The organism is Campylobacter concisus (assembly GCF_902460535.1).
In the GTDB taxonomy this organism is placed as follows: domain Bacteria; phylum Campylobacterota; class Campylobacteria; order Campylobacterales; family Campylobacteraceae; genus Campylobacter_A; species Campylobacter_A concisus_AS.
The window spans coordinates 86,214-103,441 of record NZ_CABPTV010000003.1; the positions used below are offsets into that span (position 1 = coordinate 86,214).

The following is a 17,228-nucleotide window of genomic DNA, read 5'->3' on the forward strand; positions in this document are numbered from 1 at the left end:
TAAAGGAGAGAAGATGTCTGAAAACAAAGAACACATGGTCGAAGAGAGCGCCTTTTTGGTCTCAAAGACCGACTTAAAAGGACGTATTACATATTGTAACGAGCCATTTTTAAAGATAGTTGGAGCTAAACAAGCTGAAGTCTTGGGTAAGCCTCACAACATCGTAAGACACCCAGATATGCCAAGAGCTATTTTTAAGCTACTTTGGGAGCATATAAAAGATAAAAAAGAAATTTTTGCTTATGTCAAAAACAAAAGCTTTGATGGTGGATATTACTGGGTCTTTGCAAACATCACAGCCTCAGTTGATGACCGCAATAACACGGTTGGTTACTACTCAGTTAGACGCAAGCCAAATCCAAAGGCGATTGAGGTGATAGAGCCTATATATCAAAAGTTATTATCTGTAGAAAAGAGCGGTGGCATGGATGCTTCGATGAAATTTTTAACTGATTTTTTGAACGAAAAAAATCTAAGTTATGATGAATTTGTAAATAACCTACAAAGGCTATAATATGTTTGGAAAAAAACTTGACTCTATAAATGAAATTTTAAGCGTAGTAGGCTCAGCTAGAAATGGCATCTTAGAGCCTAGGATAGTAAATGTAAAAGAAAATGACCCACTTTATGAAGTAGCACTTGGCATAAATGACTTGCTTGATCAAGTAGAAGCGCTTCAAAGAGAAATTTCAACCTCAATAGACGCTGCTCAAAGCGGACTAACATATAGAAATATCTTTACAGAGGGTTTTAGGGGAACTTTTAAACAAAATGCTACTTTCATGAGCCATGGTGTTGTTGGCATAAAAGAAGGTCAAAAAAGCAAGGTTCGTGGTCTGCTTTCAAAAGAGCTTGACACACTTGGCAACGGCAACGACGGCATAGAAGATGTTAGAAACGATCTAAATGAGAGTATCAAAAACCTTAGCCAAATGGCACTCATGGCAAAAGATACGGCTAGAATCGCCGAGGATACGACGCAAAGCATCAATGAGCTAAGCGTAAATATGAGCTCACTTGAGGAGCTGATAGAGGGCTCAAGCCACGCCATAAGCACGCTAAATAGCAGAACAGACGACATCACTTCGGTTGTAAATTTGATAAAAGATATAGCTGAGCAGACAAATTTACTAGCTCTAAACGCAGCCATCGAGGCGGCACGCGCAGGCGAGCATGGACGTGGCTTTGCAGTTGTCGCTGATGAGGTTAGAAAATTAGCTGAAAATACCCAAAAAGCAACACACGAGATCGGCGTAAATATCCAAACACTTCAGCAAGAAGCCAAAGATATAGATGAAAATTCTAAAAAGATAGATGAAATTTCAAAGATCGCCACAGCAAATGTCGAAAATTTCAAACAAACTTTAGCTAGCTTTAACCAAAATGCAAAAGAGACAGCCCAAAGATCAAAATATGTAGAAGATAAGACCTTTGGCATCATCGCAAAGATAGCTATCATTGTCTATAAAGTGGGCGTTTATTCAGACACTGTAAATGAGCAAGGTTACAGCGATGATATAGCAAAAGATGCAGATGATCTTGTAGCGTGGTATGAAAATGAGTGCGCAAAGAGCTTTAGTCACACTAAAATTTACGAAAAATCACGCCATTTAGTGGATGAGTTTAACAAAAACATCAAAGCCATATTGACAGAAGCTGGCAAGGGCTATAACGAGAAAAATTTAAAACATTTTGTCACTGAGTTTAGAAAGCTTGAAGATCTTAGCAGAGAGATATTTAACTCATACAACGAAATGGTCGCTTCAAAATAACTTCAAATTTGCTAGACTCGCTTTGGGTCTAGCTTTTTAAATTTATATATCAAATTCTATTTTCTATTGTGCTTGCAAGTGTATTTTGCAATTTTAGTGATTTTTAAAATTTACCTCTTTTGGCGAGAAAGATCAGATTTAGCTAGATTTTAATTAAATTTACAAGATGATGCCCGCCAATAAAACCTAAATTCAGATAGGCTTTCTAAAGTTTTATTTTTAAATTTAAGTCAGACTTACTACTTTAAATTGTAAATAAATTTGAGCCCATAGAAATTTTGTTTTCAAATTTATTAGTTGGATATCGCAAAACAAAGCATAAATTTAGCTAGGCTTTTTGTGTATATCAAATTCTATTTTAAAAGTCCATATCCTCTCGTAGCATAGCGTTTAAATGCCCCATCTACTGCAGTATTTTTGAATAAATTTAGGGCTTATAAGAGATTTGTTTTTGGGCTTGCCTTATGGATAATTACTTCAAGCTCAAATTTAATTAGGCTTGCCACTTTAAATTTTACTTCTTTTGCACCGATAAACTCAAAAAATAATCCTTTGCAAACCTTTGTTGCTAGCTTCAAAGCGAGAAAGGCAAATATGACAATAGCCGCATAGTCAAAATTTATAATTATCGCTATAAAGTAAAGTTAAATTTAGCCAAGTTTGCTTCTTTGACGCTTGTAAATTTAAAAGTTTTACCAGTTTCAAAGTAAAATAGTCAAATTTAAATCCCTGCTGCAAGGCATAAATTTAAAATCACCCTAGCCCAAATTTATAAATTTACTCTTAAAAATTTAGTTTTTATGTAAAATAATACGCACTATTTTATGTAAAAAGAAGTAGTTTTAAAGCCTGCACATTAAATTTAACGCACAGGCTTTTGAGAAAGTGTATTTAAAAATTTAACCCAAAAGCTCTTTTGCGATCATGCTTATACGTTTTGCTTCAGCGCTCGCTCCGATCTCATCTTTTGCCATTTTCATCACAGCACCTAAATTTTTACCAACCTTTTCAATGATACTTTTGATCTTTTCTTTTAGCTCATCATCGCTTAGCTGAGCTGGCAGATATGCTTTGATAAGCTCGATCTCGCTTTGCTCTTTTTTGGCTAGATCCTCTCTTGCTCCCTTTAGATAGAGCTCAACCGAGTCAGCCCTCTTTTTGATCTCTTTTTGAAGTAGCGGAAGTACGACCTCGTCGGTCATCTCGATCCTTTGATCGACTTCTACTTGCTTAAGTGCCGCATTTAGCGTTCTTAAAGTGTCTCTTTTAAACTCATCTTTTGCCTTCATGGCCTCTTTTATATCAGCTAAAATTTGCTCTCTTATACTCATTTTCTCTCCTTTAAATTTTTGAAATCATAACTAAAATTTTGTGATAATTTCTTGAAATATGCCTTTTAAATAAGCCGCTCCAACTCCCTCTCTAAGCCCATCGTCGATAACTATAAATTTAGCTTCTTGCCCGTTTAGTAGCTCTTTTAAGAGCAGTGTCCCAGCGATGAGCGGATACTTTCTACTTATTCCAACCGCCACGTCAGCGCTTTTTTCATCCATCTTTAAAAGCTCATTTACAAACCAAGCAAGATCGCCATTTTTAAGCGCATATCCACTCACTTTTTTTGGATCATAGCTCTCGTAGTTTAGCCCAAGCTTTAGTGCTGCGATGGTGGTCGGCACGCCAGAAGTTAGAACGATAAGTCTATTGTCAAGACTTGTTAGAAATTCACTTGCCTCTTTTGTATAAATCTTTGCATTTTCTTGCATCAGATCAAGCGTTTTAAACCTCTCGTAAAAGGTTATGATGCCAAATTTAAAGCTTATAAATTTTCCCTCTTCGCCTATCTCGGAGCTTGCACCGCCGATGTCGATCAGGCTAAATTTATCATTTATGCCAAGCTTTCTTAAGGCATTTTGCACGCCTAAAAATGTAAGTTTTGCTTCAGCTTGCCCATCAATGATATGAAAATTTATGCCAAATTTCTCTCTTATCTCACTAAAAATTTCTTCGCTATTTGACGCCACTCTAAAGGCCTCAGTCGCGACTGCCACGCATTTAAATTTAGTGAAGTCAAATTTGCTTTTAGCTTCAGCTATCGCTTCAAAAAGCCTATTTTTGGTCTCCAAGCCTATCTTGCCACTTTCGTTTAAGCCCCTTGCAGCTCCAACTATCTTTTCATAAATTTGCTCGTTGCTAAAGCCATTTTGCACCTTTTTTATAAGTGCCACGCGAAAGGTGTTTGAGCCAAGATCGATCGCTATAACCAAAATTTATCCTTAATATTTTTGCCAAATTCTAACATATGATAATTTAGTATCATTTAAAGTGAGAAAATTCTAAAAACTTTAATAATTTTCAAGATATAATTTTGCTAAAAACTCTTACAAGGGGGCTTGATTGCTTCGAGATAACTTCTTGGCGTTAGTTATTTTTGCGATTTGCAGCGTTGGATTTTTCGTTTGGGGCTATCAATACATACCGACAAATAACTACTTTTTATTCTTGATCGCTGGTATGTTTGGTCTTTTTATGGCGTTTAATATCGGCGGAAATGACGTTGCAAACAGCTTTGGCACAAGCGTCGGCGCAAAAACACTCACACTAAAACAAGCTCTCGTGATCGCCGCCATTTTTGAGCTTAGCGGTGCGATATTCGCAGGATCTGAGGTTACAAATACCATTAGAAACGAGATCGTGAAATTTCCAAGCGACATAAACCCGATGAAATTTGTCATCATCATGATCTCAGCCCTTCTAAGCTCTGGTCTTTGGCTATTTTATGCGTCTAAAAAGGGTTTGCCAGTCTCGACAACTCACTCGATCGTTGGTGGCATCGTTGGCGCAGGACTTGCCATGGGTTTTATGATAAAAGATCCTGAGCCACTTAATATGGTCTCTTGGGGTGAGATCGGCAGGATCGCCGTTAGCTGGGTCATCTCACCACTGCTTGGTGGCGTGATGTCTTACATCATATTTGGCTATGTAAAAAGCAAAATAATCGAGCCAACGCACGAACTAAAGACAAATTTAAAAGCGCTAAAAGCTGAGAGAAAAGCCTATAAAGAAAGCTTTATAAAAGCGCTTAAAACAAAGCCAGCTGAGGAGCAGATAGCCACTCTTTCAAAGATCGCAGTTATAGATGAGGACGAGATCGAAACCACTGAATACAGCGAGTACCGCTCAAAAATTCGCATCATGAAAGATAGCGAAAAAGAGATAGATACTTTTAAAGCTATGAAAAAGCACATCCCGATCATCGCTGGATTTGCCGCAATGGTCATCTCATCAATGATGCTTTTTAAAGGGCTTGAGCATATAAATTTAGCCTTTAGTATCATCCAAACAGTCTGGATCATCTTTGTCATCGGAGCTCTAGCATATCTTGCAAGCCTTGCCATCATAAACGTCATGAGCAAAAACGATAGCGAAAAGAGCATCAATAGAATTTTCTCATGGTTTCAAATTTTTACCGCTTCATCTTTTGCGTTTTCACACGGTGCAAACGACATCGCAAACGCAGTTGGACCATTTGCTGCTGTGCTTGACGTGCTAAAAACTGGCTCTATAAACGAAAGCTCGCCCATACCAAGCATCGCAATGGTAACCTTTGGCATCTCCCTTGTTGTTGGACTCTGGTTTTTAGGCAAAGAAGTGATCACAACTATTGGCTCAAAACTAGCTGAAATTTTACCTACGACTGGCTTTAGCGCCGAGCTTGCTTCAAGTATCGTCATACTTCTAGCAACAAAGCTTGGCATACCAGTTAGCTCTACACATATCCTAATAGGCGCGGTTTTGGGTATTGGCATCGTAAATAAAAATGCAAACTGGAAAATGGTAAGACCTATCATCCTAGCTTGGCTCATTACGCTTCCTGCAGCTGCTATCTCATCAGCTATATTTTATTTTGCCCTTGCTAAATTTTTAGGTGTTTAGTCATATTTTTAAATAGCTAAACCGCCCTATTTATAGATATTTTTTGTATAAATTTTATATGAAAGCTTGGCAAGTTGATCCAACCTGCCAAGTAAATTTGAAGTTATTTTTCTTAATGATGATCTTCTAGCTACGTTATTGCAATTTTTAGTTTTTTCTAAAAAATCTAATCATCTTAGCCTGGATTTTAAACATCTCTGAAAGCTCCATTATCGGATAAGCTCCAGCATATTTTTTGCCACCAGGTAGGTCTTTACTAACGCCTCCGCGTGCTGCGATCTGAGCAAAGTCGCCCACTTTTACGTGTCCAGCCGAGCCACTTTGTCCGCCCATGACGACGTTTCTGCCTAGCACTGTTGAGCCAGCAAGCCCAGTTTGTGAGACTATGAGGCAGCCATTTCCAAGCTCACAGTTGTGGCCTATTTGAACAAGATTATCTATCTTTGTGTAGTTTGCGATCATTGTGCTTTCAAAGACGCCACGATCTATCGTCGTGCAAGCGCCGATCTCGACAAAATCGCCCAAAACAACGTTACCATTGTGATAAATTTTCACATGCTCGCCAGTTTTTGTATGCGCATAGCCAAAGCCGTCGCTGCCGATGACGCAGTTTGCTAGCAGGTGACACTCATTGCCGATGACGCAGTCATTGTAGATGACGACGTTTGGGTGGATGATGCAGTTTTTACCGATAGTTACGTTATCGCCCAAAAACGCCCCAGCCATCACTATTGTGTTTTCGCCCACACTCACGTTTGAGCCGATATAGACATTTGGCATTATCTTTGCGCTCTGGGCGATATTTGATGGTTTTGGCTCGCAAAAAAGTGGCTTAGCGTAAATTTTGCTAAGGATAGCAAACGCAAGGTGCGGGTTGTCGCACACAAGCGCTACCATGCCAGCTGGCACTAAGTCTAAAAGCGATTTTGTCACCAAGATGGCTCCAGCGTTTGAAGTGCTTATAAATTTAGCATTTTTCTCGCCATCGCAGTATGTTAGCTCAGCTTTATTTGCATTTTTTAAAGAATTTAGAGCAAAAATTTCAAGATCTTCTCCGCTAAAAGTAGCATTTACTTTTAAGGCTATTTCGCTTAGTTTCATCATATATCCATTATCACAGATCCGCCGCGCACGACATCAACTGGGTTAAATTTCTTTATCGATTTTAAAAAGCTCTCTATCCTACTCGCATCGTCAGCCACCATGACAACGATGTAGTTTTCATTTGTGTTTGTGACGATGCCATTATATGTCTTTAGTATCGCCTCAAGGCCTGCAAAATTTTCACCAAGTGGAATTTTAACAAGAGCCATCTCTTTTTCTACAAATTCGCCACTTTCTATGACTTTATATGTTGGAATGAGCTTGTGAAGCTGTTTTACGATCTGCTCTAAAACCCTCTCATCGCCGCTTGTGACGATGCTTAGTCTTGAGAAGTTGCTCTCAGGTATCGGAGCAACCGTGAGCGTGTCGATGTTGTAGCCCCTACCCGCAAAAAGTCCAGAAATTCTAGCCAAAACGCCATGTTCATTTAAAACTATAACCGAAATCGTTCTTCTGATACTCATTTTTCTTCCTTGCTCTTTAATATCATATTATAAATCGCAGCCCCAGCTGGAACCATAGGAAGCACGTCCTCAAAGCGGTCGATCCTCACGTCGATAAGTGCTGATTTTTTACTCTTGATCGCCTCTTTTAACGCCTTTTTAAACTCATCTTTACTCTTGCAAACAAAGCCAACGCCACCAAATCCCTCAGCGATCTTTACAAAATCAGGCTGTAAGCTAAGATCAGTCGATGAGTAGCGCTTTTCATAGAAAAATGTCTGCCACTGGCGCACCATGCCTAGGAAGTTGTTGTTTAAGATGATGTTTATGACAGGGGCATTTGTCTCATAAGCGGTCATTAGCTCTTGGATATTCATAAGTATCGAGCCATCGCCTGTGAAATTTATGACTAGATTATCAGGCATAGCACACTTTGCGCCGATCGCCGCAGGGAGACCGTATCCCATCGTGCCAAGACCGCCACTTGTAACAAGCTGCCTTGCGCGGTTAAATGGATAAAACTGCGCTACCCACATCTGGTGCTGACCAACGTCAGTTGCGATGATAGCCTCAGGGTCAACTATCTTTGCGGTCTCTTCAACGACCCATTGAGGCTTTAAGACCTTGTCACTATCTGTGTAGCCAAGCGGATTTAGCTTTTGATATCTATCTAAAATTTCTCTCCAAGGTGCATAGTTTTTAGGCTCACCTTTCACCTCTTCGTAAAGCTCGTTTAGCACATTTGTAAGGTCGCCAACTATCGGATAGTGAGCGTTTATGATCTTTGAGATAGAGCTTGGATCGATGTCGATATGAATGATCTTTGCGTGTTTGGCAAACTCGTCCGTTCTGCCAGTGACCCTATCGCAAAATCTAGCGCCAAGCGAGATAAGAAGGTCGCACTCGCTAAGAGCCATATTTGAAGCGTAGCTGCCATGCATGCCTGCCATGCCTAAATTTAGCTCATCTTTTGCATCAAGCACGCCAAGAGCCATAAGCGTCTCGACCGCTGGGATACCAGTTTTTTTCATAAATTTACGTATGATCTCACTTGCTCCAGATGCGACTGCGCCACCACCGATGTAAAGAAGTGGTCTTTTTGCTTCATTTATCGCAGCAGCTGCTTTTTTTATCTGCTTAGAGTTGCCTTTATAGGTCGGCTTGTAGCTTGGGATAGAAATTTCTTTTGGATAGACAAAGTCGCCAAGCTTTGAAGTTACGTTTTTTGGGATATCGATATGAACTGGTCCTGGGCGGCCTGATCTTGCGATGTAAAACGCCTCTTTTATGATGCGAGGTAGCTCCTCGACGCTATTTACTAAGAAGTTGTGTTTGACACAGGGGCGTGAAATGCCGACTGCATCGATCTCTTGAAAGGCATCTGTGCCGATCATAAAGGTTGGTACTTGACCGCTTATAAGCACAACTGGGATGCTGTCGCTGTAAGCCGTAGCAAGACCTGTCACTGCGTTTGTAAAGCCAGGACCGCTTGTTACAAATGCAACGCCTACTTTTCCGCTAACCCTAGCGTATCCGTCTGCTGCGTGCACGGCTGCTTGCTCATGGCGAACCAAGACATGCTTAAAATAAGTTTGTTTATATGTCTCGTCGTAGATATTTAAAGCTGCACCGCCAGGATAGCCAAAAACTATCTCAACGCCCTCTTCGTGCAAGGCTTCGCTTATCATCTGCGAACCAGAAATTTGTTTTATCATCACTTTAGCCTTTTGATAAATTTATCGCAAATTATATCCCAAAGCATTTTAAATCCATTTTAACTTTTTAGCGAAATTTGGGCGTTATCTTAAATTCTTTGAAAAAATTTTAACGCTGGAGCAAGGATATTACAAAGTATTTTACATATAATTTAACGTAATATTTTTAGTATTTTGATAAATTTGGCAAATTTAGAGCAAAACTTAGGAAATAGGCAGAGGAGCTAAAACCAAATTTAATCCAGCCAATCCAGCAACCAAATTTAACCCAGTAACCCAGAAAATTTGGCTAAAAATTTCACAAAAATAGCAAGAAATTTTATATTAAAGTATAAAAATAGCCTTAAAATAAGCCATTTCTAAGTGCAAAAACGATCTATCTTAAATTTAAAAGTAAATTTGACCAAGCCAAAGAGAGTAAATTTAAATTTAGAGATGAAATTTAGCCCAAACAAAGCGCCAAAAGGATTTAAAATTTAGCCTCATCTCTTATCAAATTTAGCTTTTTTGCAGCCTCATCAAAGTCATCAGAGCTTACAAAAATGCTAATGTTTTCATTTTTCTTATAGACCTTGTCGTAGTATTTTGTGAGTAAAATTTCAGCCACTTTGGCGATGTCATTTTCATTAAATTTAGCCACCGCCTCATCTCTGGCCTCTTTGTCGATAAAGGGCGAAATTTTCTTTATACACTCATCAAAAAAGGCTTTATCCACGCTTTTATAGTCGCTTGTTATGCATGAAATTCTATTTTCCAAGCTCGCGCTAACCTCAACACAGATGCCGCAACGCATCGCCTCATAAAGGCTTTTTGGAAGTGTTAGCGAGCCGATCCTTCTGCTCTCGCCCTCGATAAAGCAAATTTGATCTTTTAGTGTGATGAGCTTTTCAAAAAGCGCGTCTTCAAAGCTTTTTTGACTAGGCTGTGCGCCATTTATCGCGCCAAAGACTGAGCCTAAGTGATTTGCCATCGCTTCAAGGTCTATTGATGGTGAGAGTGCCCTTATCAGCTTACTTTTATAGCAACCAGTGTTGCCAAAAAGAGTGATAAATTTCGTACTCAAAGGACGCTCTAAAAACTCCAAAACATGGTTTCTATATGCCTTATAGCCGCCATTTAGCCTGTAAATTCTATACCCGATCATGCTTAGCACGTAGGCAACCGAGCTTGATCTAAGTCCGCCCTTTGCGCAGTAGATGCCAACTGCTGAGCCAACCTTAGCCCTTTTATAGACCTCATCGATGATGTTTTGTAAATTTTTGCAGATATATTTTGCGCCAAGGCTCTTAGCTAGGGCCCTGTCGCTTTTGTAGATCGTGCCTACCTCTTTATGCTCAGCGTCATCAAGTGCGTATAAATTTAGAGCATCTTTTATATGTGAGTAGGCGTACTCATGTGGCGATCTAGCGTCTATTAGGACTTCAAACTCGCCTCTTTTTTCAAGCCACTGCTCGATATCAAGCTCAAATAACGCCACTAAAAGCCTTTTTTAGCTTTTGATAAAGCGGATGAAACGGCGTGCCATTTACCCTGACATCGGCGATCGTTGTGATGAAATTTGTATCCCCGCTCCACCTTGGTACAAGGTGATAATGCACATGCTCAGCTATGCCAGCGCCTGCGGCCTTGCCTAAATTCATACCTATATTTACGCCTTGCGCGTGAAGCTCGCGCTTTAAAATTTCAACCCCAAGCCTTACAAATTTACTCATCTCAAACCACGTCTGCTCGTCAAGCTCCTCGATCTTGTCGGTGTGGTGGTTTGGTATGATCATAAAGTGACCTGGCGAATATGGATATAAATTCATGATCCCAAAGCAGTGCTTAGCACGAAAAAGCACGCCATTTTTTTCGTCGTCTTCTTTTGAATTTATCACCTCGCAAAATACGCAACTATCTTTTTTTGCGCTGAAATACTCGCTTCTCCAAGGGGCACAAAGGTGCTGCATCACTCGCCCTCCTTTATCTTTTTAACGGCATTTTTTATATCATCTTGCCTCATAAAATGCTCTCCTATCAAGAAGGCATCAACTCCGATCTTGTTTAGCTCGCGAAGCTGCTCATGCTCGTAAAGTCCGCTTTCAGCAACTATTATCTTGTCGTTTGGCAAAAGCGGCACGAGCTTCTCGCAAAGGCTCATATCCATCGTAAAATCATCTAAATTTCTATGATTTATCCCTATTATATTTGCTCCTGCAAATACTGCCTTTTTCACATCGCTCGCGTCATGGGTCTCCACTAAGACCTCAAGCCCCAAGTGGTGCGCGTACTCAAGTAGCTCTTTTAGCTCGCCTTGTGTTAGCGCTTTGGCGATGAGCAGGATAAAGTCCGCCCCATAAACAAGCGCTTCTAAAATTTGATACTTATCAACGATAAAGTCTTTTCGCAGGATCGGCCTTGAAGCGTAGCGGCGAACTTGCGTGATGTACTCTGTATCGCCCTTAAACCAATGAGGCTCGGTTAAAATACTAAAAGCATTTGCGTGCTGCTCGTACTCCTGCGCTATTTTTATCGGCTCGAAGTCCTCTCTTATCAAGCCTTTGCTTGGGCTTGCTTTTTTGATCTCGGCTATGATCTTTATAGGCTCATCTTTACTTGATCTAAGTGCGCCCAAAACGTCTCTTGGCACGTATGGGTTGTATGCGAGCGAGCGTCCTAGCCACTCCATAGGAAAGTCTGCCTTGCGCTTTTTTAGATCCTCTTTTGTCTTTTTTATAATCTCATCAAGTATCATTTTTTAAGCCTTTTGTTTAAATTTATTATGCAGCGCTCGATGAGGTGCAAGTGCTCTTTTGCCTCTTTTGAAGCCTTAAAATCAACATCTTTCATCGCGTGCATCATTATGCCCTTTGCCTTTTTGCACTCGCCAAGCTTGAAATAACCCCACGCTAGCGAGTCCTCATAGTAAGGCGAGTCTGGCGAGATCTCAAGCGCTTTTTGCACCATCTCTACGCCCTTTCTAGGGTCTATCTCATGATCAATTAGCAAATAGCCGTAGTAGTTAAAAAACATATCATTATTAAGCTTTGGCACGCTAGCTTCAAATTTATCTAAGATATCAGTGATCTTTTTCTCGTCTAGGCTATCTTTATTCATCTCATACTCGTAGATGGCGGCCTTTGCTAAGAAATTTAGATCCCTGCTATCGTTATAAATTTTAACCGCCAAAACGTATGCATCGCCAAAATTTCCGGTCGCAGCGTAAAGATCCATCAGCGTTGCGTCGTTGTAGCCATATTTTTTCAAAATTTCTATCGCCGCTTTGTAATTTTTGTCGTAGATAAAGTACTGCACGATCTTATCAAGATATGATGTGTCGTGACTTAGCTCAAATATCTCCTCAAAAAGCTCGATCACCTTTGGGAAATTTCTTTGCTGTGAGTAAATTTCAGCTAAAAGCTCGCATGTTTTGACCGTGCAGCCCTGCTCCTCGCGAAATTTCTCAAGATATTTTGTCGCATCATTTACATTATCCATGCGGTTTAAAAGGATATCAACGATGCGGAGTAAATTCTCCTCTTCAGGCTTTAGCGAGTATGCCTCTTCGAAGTATTTTAGCGCTGTTACCGTATCATTTTGCATCATGCAAATTGTGCCAAGCATGAGCAAATTTTGAGCGTTTGGCTCTTTTGTGGCAAGCTCTTGCATCAGCTCTTTTGCCTCGTTTAGCTTAGAGAGATTGACCAAATTTGCCACTTTGATCCTGATAAAATCGCTATCGTCTTTTAAACTCTTCTCGCCCTCACTCATGAGGCTATCTAAATTTTCATTTTTTGTAGCAAAAGCTAGCTTGATCGCCTCTTTTAGATAGGTCTTTTGATTTGTCTCTTTAAAAAGCCCTAGATAGGTCTGGATACTAGCATTTACATCGCCACTATCTTGCGAGATGAGAGCTTGCATTAGGCGTAAATTTACACTTTTGTTATCATCTGCAAGTAGATGCGTGCTAAAAAATACGCTTATAAAAATTATTAAAATTTTACGCCAATGCATTCTGCTCTTAGCTCCTTTAAGTTTTTTTTAAAATAATCCCAGAACGGAAATGTCCTGCACTGCTTAGGTCTTAGCTCATAAACCGAGCAGTTTTTGTTTTTCTCATCAAAAAATATGCAAGCAAAACCGTCATCATAAGGCTTTTCTTTGATGCTTCGCCTAAGCCCAACACGTATTAAAAATTTGCTCTCAAACTCATCTTTTGAGATACCAAAAGCGGAGCAAAATTTTAAAATTTCACCCTCATCTATCCAGATATAGCCACTCTCGCCAGTGCAACACTTGCCCCCGCAACTCTCACAAAAACTAGGATCAAACTCATAGCTAAAACCATCAGCCCTCACGCGATCTCCTTGTAAGAGATGCTGTTTGTATCAGCTTTTTTAAAGATCTCGCTTGCCTCTTTCGTGTGTGAGCCATCTTCGCTCATCACAAGAGGTGGTAGGACTTTTAGCTTTGAGTTTGAGTTGTTTCGCACTTCAAGTAAAGCCAAATTTGCTGGCTTATCCTTTTTGGTATGGACAAATTTTAAGCTTACCAAATTTAGTTTATACTCTTTCAAGCATGCCACTATCTCACTAAGATCATCTGGTGCATAGCAAAAAAACGCCCTTTTATGTGGCTTTAAATTTACGCTTATGCCTCTTATAAAATCCTTTAAATTTAGCGAGCTTGCATATCTACTAACTTTTATGTGTTCATTTTGGCTTTTTGTAACACCGTCATGATAAAAGGGTGGATTTGAGATGATTAGATCAAATTTCTCACTATCTTTAAAATTTGCAAAGTCAGCCGTTATGGCTCTAGCCTCTAGGCAGTTGTTCTTTGCGTTAAAACTTGAAATTTCGCTATTTAGCTCCAAAAGATCAAGCATGCTTATATCTATCTTTTTAAAATCACGCTTAAGCAAAAGTCCAAGTATCCCACACCCTGCTCCAACGTCCAAAACTCTACCAGAAATTTCGCCTACGCCAGAGCAGATAAAATCATAAAGAACGAGCGTATCGCTGTTGTAGCGATAGCCATTTTCAAGCTGAGCCAAGATCATCTATAAACCTTGATGATAAAGCCACGCGTCACATCTTTTACGATCACTTCGGAGCTAAAGCTGATCCTTGCAAAGTCGCCAAATTCCTCTTTTATAAGCTCAGCAGCCGCCTTTGCACGCTCTTTGCCAACACCGTAATTTACGTAGTTGTTTAGCTTGCCAAGGTCATCTTTTTTGATATTTTGAGCGACATTTGATGGGATGACAAAATTTTTCTTATCCACAATCGGGATGATCTCATACATGTAGTTTGAGTTAAATCTCTGCAAAAACTCACTCACTCTGTTTTTGCACATTATGCTAACCTTGTCCTTTACGTCCATATCGTCGCACTCGATGCTAGAGATGAGGACTAGCTTTGTTGGAGTTTCAGGCTTTGTCGTAGCTTGCAAGATATTTTTTAAATTTACATTTTCATTTTCAAGCTCATCTTGTCTGTTTAAATTTTGCTCGATATCTTTTTGAAGCTCGACTATCTGGGCATTTACACTACCGCTACCGCCTTTGTGAGTGGTTGAGCTTAGCTCATTTATCTTTGAGTTTAGCCGCTCGATCGTCTTGTTGCTCTCATTTAGCTTTTGCTTTGCATTTTCTAGTTCATTTTGCAAGCTTAGTAAATTTTTGCCGCCACTTTTGTTGTTATCGGTTAAAAATGTTGAAGTATCAACTATCTTTTTTTGTAGCATATTTATTTGCTGACGCAAAATTTCATAGTTTTGCATATCGATCTTTAGCGTTCTTTTTTGAGTTTCTAACTCGCTTTGCTTAGAAAGGAGCATTTGGCTTGTCTTTGTGACATTTTCTTCAAGCTCTTTTATCTTTGCATCTTTTAGATCAAGCTTTGAGCTCAAATTCTTTAGCTCACCCTCGTTTGAGCCAAGTTTCTGCGACTGCAAAGAGATGGTTTGGTTTTGATCAAATAGCGTTTTTAGAAATTTAGTTGTCTTCGTGTCAAGCGCTTTTAGCTCTTCTTGGCTCTTTTTAAGGCTCTCTTCACTCAAACTTAGCTTTTTGCTTAACTCACTTAGAGTTGAGTTTGCGTCTAAATTTTGCTTTTCAAGCTTTTTATTTAGGGCATTTGCCCTCTCAAGCTCTTTTTTAAGCGAGCTTATATTTTCATTTGCAAGTTTGTTCTCTTGTTCGCTTTTTAGGCTCTTTTGCTTTAGATCATCAAAACTCTTATGAAGTGCCGCAAGCGAGGCATTTAGCTCTAAATTTTTGCCATTATAGCTTTGTGCCATTAGATCTTTTGAGTTTAAATTTTTCTTGATCTCTTCAAGCTCGTAAATTCTATCTTTTAGTGCAGTCTTGTTTGACTCAAGAGCCTCCTGCAGATCAATTATCTTATTTGCCTTTTTAGAAAGCTCATCCTCCATAACACTCTTTTGTGTCTCAAAGCCATCATTTAGCGCATTTATCTCTTTTTCGTAGCTAAATTTTTGAGTGTCGGCGTCATTTTTAACTCGCTCGATCTCCTCTTTTAAAAGCAAAATTTCTTTTTTCTCGTTTTTCTCTTTTTCACTTTGAGCTTTTTCATACTCTTTTATAAGAGCCTCTTTTTGCGCAAGCGTCGCATTTAGCTCGTTATTTTGCTCTTTTAAAGCGGTGTAGTTTGCCTCAAAGCTCTCTTTAAATTTATTAAAGCCAGCCTCAGCATCTTTTAGCTTGCTCTCATCACCATTTCTAGCATCATTTATTGCATTTTCAAGGTCGATTATCTTTTTCTCATAAGCCTTTGAGCTCTCTATCATATCAGCTTGCGCTTCATTTAGGCGCTTTGTCAAAGCTTGGATATTTTCAAAGTGTTGCGCCTCAAGCTCGCCAAGAGCCTTTTGATTTTTTTCAACTATCTCATTTTTTTCATTTTCGATATTTCTTTTCATCTCTGAAATTTTGCTTATGAAGTCTAAATTTTTCTCGCTCATATCGACATTATCAGCGGCTAAAATTTCATTTTTTTTGCTTAGCTCGCGCACTTGCTCTTGAAGCTCATTTACATTGTTTGATAAATTTAGATCCTTATCATCAACAAAATTTTGCATGTAGCTCTTTGGTGTGATGTAGCCACCATACTCGTAAAGATCGTCTTTGCTTACATATCTTTGCTTCTCTTCTTCAGGGAGATCATCAAAATTTATAGAATAAATCGTTTGATTAGTATCTTTTGGCGCCTCGTCCTCTTTTTGAAATTTCAAAAACGAGAGAGAAAAGCCAGCTATCAGACAAACAATAGCTAGTGCGATTTTATTTATCAAGCTTGTGCCTTGCCTTTTAAGATATCTTTGATGACGCTATGAGCGTGATTTAGTCCAACTACTATCGAGCCACCATTTTTTAAAACGATGTCGCCTCCCACATATAGTCCTGGCACGCTACTTTGGTAATTGCTATCAACTATCGGAGTGCCTTTTTCATCAGTTTTTATCTGACATTTTTGTAAAAAATCAACCGGACTTGAGCCACCGATAGCATAGACAACCCTGTCATAGACACGGATCTTGCCATTTTCATAATGCACTCTTACCTTGCCTGATTCATTATCGATCTCGGTTATATCGTGATTTAGCCTTACTTTTATCTTATTGTGCTTCTCAAGTTCCCAAAGAGCGCTTAAATTTGTCTCATTTACACGGCTAAATTTATCTTTTCTGTAAGCGATCGTCGTTTTGTTATACTGACAAAGCTCGATAGCATACTCAACTGCAGAGTTGCCACCGCCCACAACTAGCACTTTTTCGCCGTTTGTACAGTTATCAAGGTTAAAATTTACAACTGAATTTAGTGATGGTGGGATCTTATAATCAGGTTTGTTTGGTCGTCCCATTTTGCCGATAGAGACCATCACATTTTTGGCTTCATAGACAGCTTTTGAGGTAGTTACTTTAAAAATTTCTCCCTCTTTTTTTACGCTTTCGACCTCAGAGTTAAAAAACGCCTCGATATTTTCAGAGTCAAGTAGCTTGTCAAAATAATCAAGCGTGCTCTCTTTTGTGCCATCTTCAAACGAAACTAGCCCATGTATCGTGCTATCTTGCCCTTTATACTCTTTATCTACGCGTTTATTGTCTTTATAAAATTTTCTGATCGTTTGGCTGTGATTGTCGCCTTTTTCAAGGAGCAAAACATTACTTAAGCCATTTCTTTTAGCCTCAACTACGCTAGCTATGCCACAAGGTCCGCCACCAACTACTATTAGATCATAAATATTTGCCATATTTTT

The 17,228-nt window shown here is 39.4% G+C and carries 15 protein-coding genes and 1 pseudogene; 3 read left to right on the forward strand and 13 right to left on the reverse strand.

Annotated elements, in window-relative coordinates; all coding sequences use genetic code 11:
• The first annotated feature begins 13 nt into the window (after nucleotides 1-13).
• On the forward strand, nucleotides 14-514 hold the full coding sequence (locus FZ945_RS03625; RefSeq protein WP_021092381.1) for a PAS domain-containing protein: 501 nt from the start codon (nucleotides 14-16) through the stop codon (nucleotides 512-514).
• A gap of 550 nt (nucleotides 515-1,064) precedes the next feature.
• Nucleotides 1,065-1,772 (forward strand): annotated as a pseudogene (locus FZ945_RS10510) (methyl-accepting chemotaxis protein); the annotation flags it as partial.
• Nucleotides 1,773-2,671: 899 nt separating this feature from the next.
• Here the strand turns inward: FZ945_RS10510 and FZ945_RS03635 are convergent.
• Both FZ945_RS03635 and FZ945_RS03640 read right to left on the reverse strand, forming a co-directional pair.
• Entirely contained in the window at nucleotides 2,672-3,103 is a 432-nt protein-coding gene (locus FZ945_RS03635; RefSeq protein WP_103586352.1) for a GatB/YqeY domain-containing protein, read from the reverse strand.
• 30 nt (nucleotides 3,104-3,133) lie between these two features.
• On the reverse strand, nucleotides 3,134-4,036 hold the full coding sequence (locus FZ945_RS03640) for a Ppx/GppA phosphatase family protein (protein ID WP_148802541.1): 903 nt from the start codon (nucleotides 4,034-4,036) through the stop codon (nucleotides 3,134-3,136).
• Nucleotides 4,037-4,166: 130 nt separating this feature from the next.
• Here FZ945_RS03640 and FZ945_RS03645 point away from each other — a divergent pair, with 130 nt between their 5' ends.
• Entirely contained in the window at nucleotides 4,167-5,705 is a 1,539-nt protein-coding gene (locus FZ945_RS03645) for an inorganic phosphate transporter (protein WP_021089075.1), read from the forward strand.
• A gap of 147 nt (nucleotides 5,706-5,852) precedes the next feature.
• On the opposite strand, the gene lpxD is transcribed toward FZ945_RS03645, so the two are convergent.
• From lpxD to FZ945_RS03700, 11 genes are all read right to left on the reverse strand, one after another.
• Nucleotides 5,853-6,806, reverse strand: coding sequence for a UDP-3-O-(3-hydroxymyristoyl)glucosamine N-acyltransferase (gene lpxD / locus FZ945_RS03650; RefSeq protein ID WP_148802545.1), 954 nt, complete (start codon nucleotides 6,804-6,806; stop codon nucleotides 5,853-5,855).
• Nucleotides 6,806-7,267: an acetolactate synthase small subunit gene (gene ilvN / locus FZ945_RS03655; protein WP_223155267.1), complete on the reverse strand. Its 462-nt coding sequence runs from the start codon at nucleotides 7,265-7,267 to the stop codon at nucleotides 6,806-6,808. The genes lpxD and ilvN overlap by 1 nt, the downstream gene beginning before the upstream one ends.
• A 2-nt stretch (nucleotides 7,268-7,269) precedes the next feature.
• Complete coding sequence (locus FZ945_RS03660) at nucleotides 7,270-8,964, reverse strand: acetolactate synthase large subunit (protein ID WP_262367148.1); 1,695 nt, start codon at nucleotides 8,962-8,964, stop codon at nucleotides 7,270-7,272.
• Between the two features lie 472 nt (nucleotides 8,965-9,436).
• Nucleotides 9,437-10,444 carry a tRNA 2-selenouridine(34) synthase MnmH gene (gene mnmH, locus FZ945_RS03665; RefSeq protein WP_148802551.1) on the reverse strand — a complete coding sequence of 336 codons (1,008 nt, stop codon included), beginning with the start codon at nucleotides 10,442-10,444 and terminating at the stop codon, nucleotides 9,437-9,439.
• Nucleotides 10,431-10,916, reverse strand: a complete 486-nt coding sequence (locus FZ945_RS03670) for an HIT family protein (RefSeq protein ID WP_002942290.1) — start codon at nucleotides 10,914-10,916, stop codon at nucleotides 10,431-10,433. Before FZ945_RS03670 ends, mnmH begins: the two co-directional genes overlap by 14 nt.
• Nucleotides 10,916-11,701 carry an indole-3-glycerol phosphate synthase TrpC gene (gene trpC / locus FZ945_RS03675; RefSeq protein WP_148802553.1) on the reverse strand — a complete coding sequence of 262 codons (786 nt, stop codon included), beginning with the start codon at nucleotides 11,699-11,701 and terminating at the stop codon, nucleotides 10,916-10,918. Before trpC ends, FZ945_RS03670 begins: the two co-directional genes overlap by 1 nt.
• Nucleotides 11,698-12,960 (reverse strand): tetratricopeptide repeat protein, encoded by a 1,263-nt coding sequence (locus FZ945_RS03680; protein WP_148802556.1) that lies wholly within the window; start codon nucleotides 12,958-12,960, stop codon nucleotides 11,698-11,700. The genes trpC and FZ945_RS03680 overlap by 4 nt, the downstream gene beginning before the upstream one ends.
• Complete coding sequence (locus tag FZ945_RS03685; RefSeq protein WP_148802559.1) at nucleotides 12,939-13,304, reverse strand: YkgJ family cysteine cluster protein; 366 nt, start codon at nucleotides 13,302-13,304, stop codon at nucleotides 12,939-12,941. Before FZ945_RS03685 ends, FZ945_RS03680 begins: the two co-directional genes overlap by 22 nt.
• The gene (locus FZ945_RS03690; RefSeq protein ID WP_148802562.1) at nucleotides 13,301-14,008 is read right to left on the reverse strand and encodes a tRNA1(Val) (adenine(37)-N6)-methyltransferase; all 708 of its coding nucleotides are present in this window, start codon (nucleotides 14,006-14,008) and stop codon (nucleotides 13,301-13,303) included. Before FZ945_RS03690 ends, FZ945_RS03685 begins: the two co-directional genes overlap by 4 nt.
• Entirely contained in the window at nucleotides 14,005-16,263 is a 2,259-nt protein-coding gene (locus tag FZ945_RS03695; RefSeq protein ID WP_148802564.1) for a coiled-coil domain-containing protein, read from the reverse strand. The genes FZ945_RS03690 and FZ945_RS03695 overlap by 4 nt, the downstream gene beginning before the upstream one ends.
• Nucleotides 16,260-17,222 (reverse strand): NAD(P)/FAD-dependent oxidoreductase, encoded by a 963-nt coding sequence (locus FZ945_RS03700; RefSeq protein WP_002942343.1) that lies wholly within the window; start codon nucleotides 17,220-17,222, stop codon nucleotides 16,260-16,262. Before FZ945_RS03700 ends, FZ945_RS03695 begins: the two co-directional genes overlap by 4 nt.
• Between the last annotated feature and the right edge of the window lie 6 nt (nucleotides 17,223-17,228).

Coding starts and splice junctions, on each gene's coding strand:
- FZ945_RS03625 (WP_021092381.1), top strand. CDS start 14: ATGTCTGAAAACAAAGAACACATGGTCGAAGAGAGCGCCTTTTTGGTC.
- FZ945_RS03635 (WP_103586352.1), bottom strand. CDS start 3,103: ATGAGTATAAGAGAGCAAATTTTAGCTGATATAAAAGAGGCCATGAAG.
- lpxD (WP_148802545.1), bottom strand. CDS start 6,806: ATGAAACTAAGCGAAATAGCCTTAAAAGTAAATGCTACTTTTAGCGGA.
- FZ945_RS03670 (WP_002942290.1), bottom strand. CDS start 10,916: ATGCAGCACCTTTGTGCCCCTTGGAGAAGCGAGTATTTCAGCGCAAAA.
- trpC (WP_148802553.1), bottom strand. CDS start 11,701: ATGATACTTGATGAGATTATAAAAAAGACAAAAGAGGATCTAAAAAAG.
- FZ945_RS03680 (WP_148802556.1), bottom strand. CDS start 12,960: ATGCATTGGCGTAAAATTTTAATAATTTTTATAAGCGTATTTTTTAGC.
- FZ945_RS03690 (WP_148802562.1), bottom strand. CDS start 14,008: ATGATCTTGGCTCAGCTTGAAAATGGCTATCGCTACAACAGCGATACG.
- FZ945_RS03700 (WP_002942343.1), bottom strand. CDS start 17,222: ATGGCAAATATTTATGATCTAATAGTAGTTGGTGGCGGACCTTGTGGC.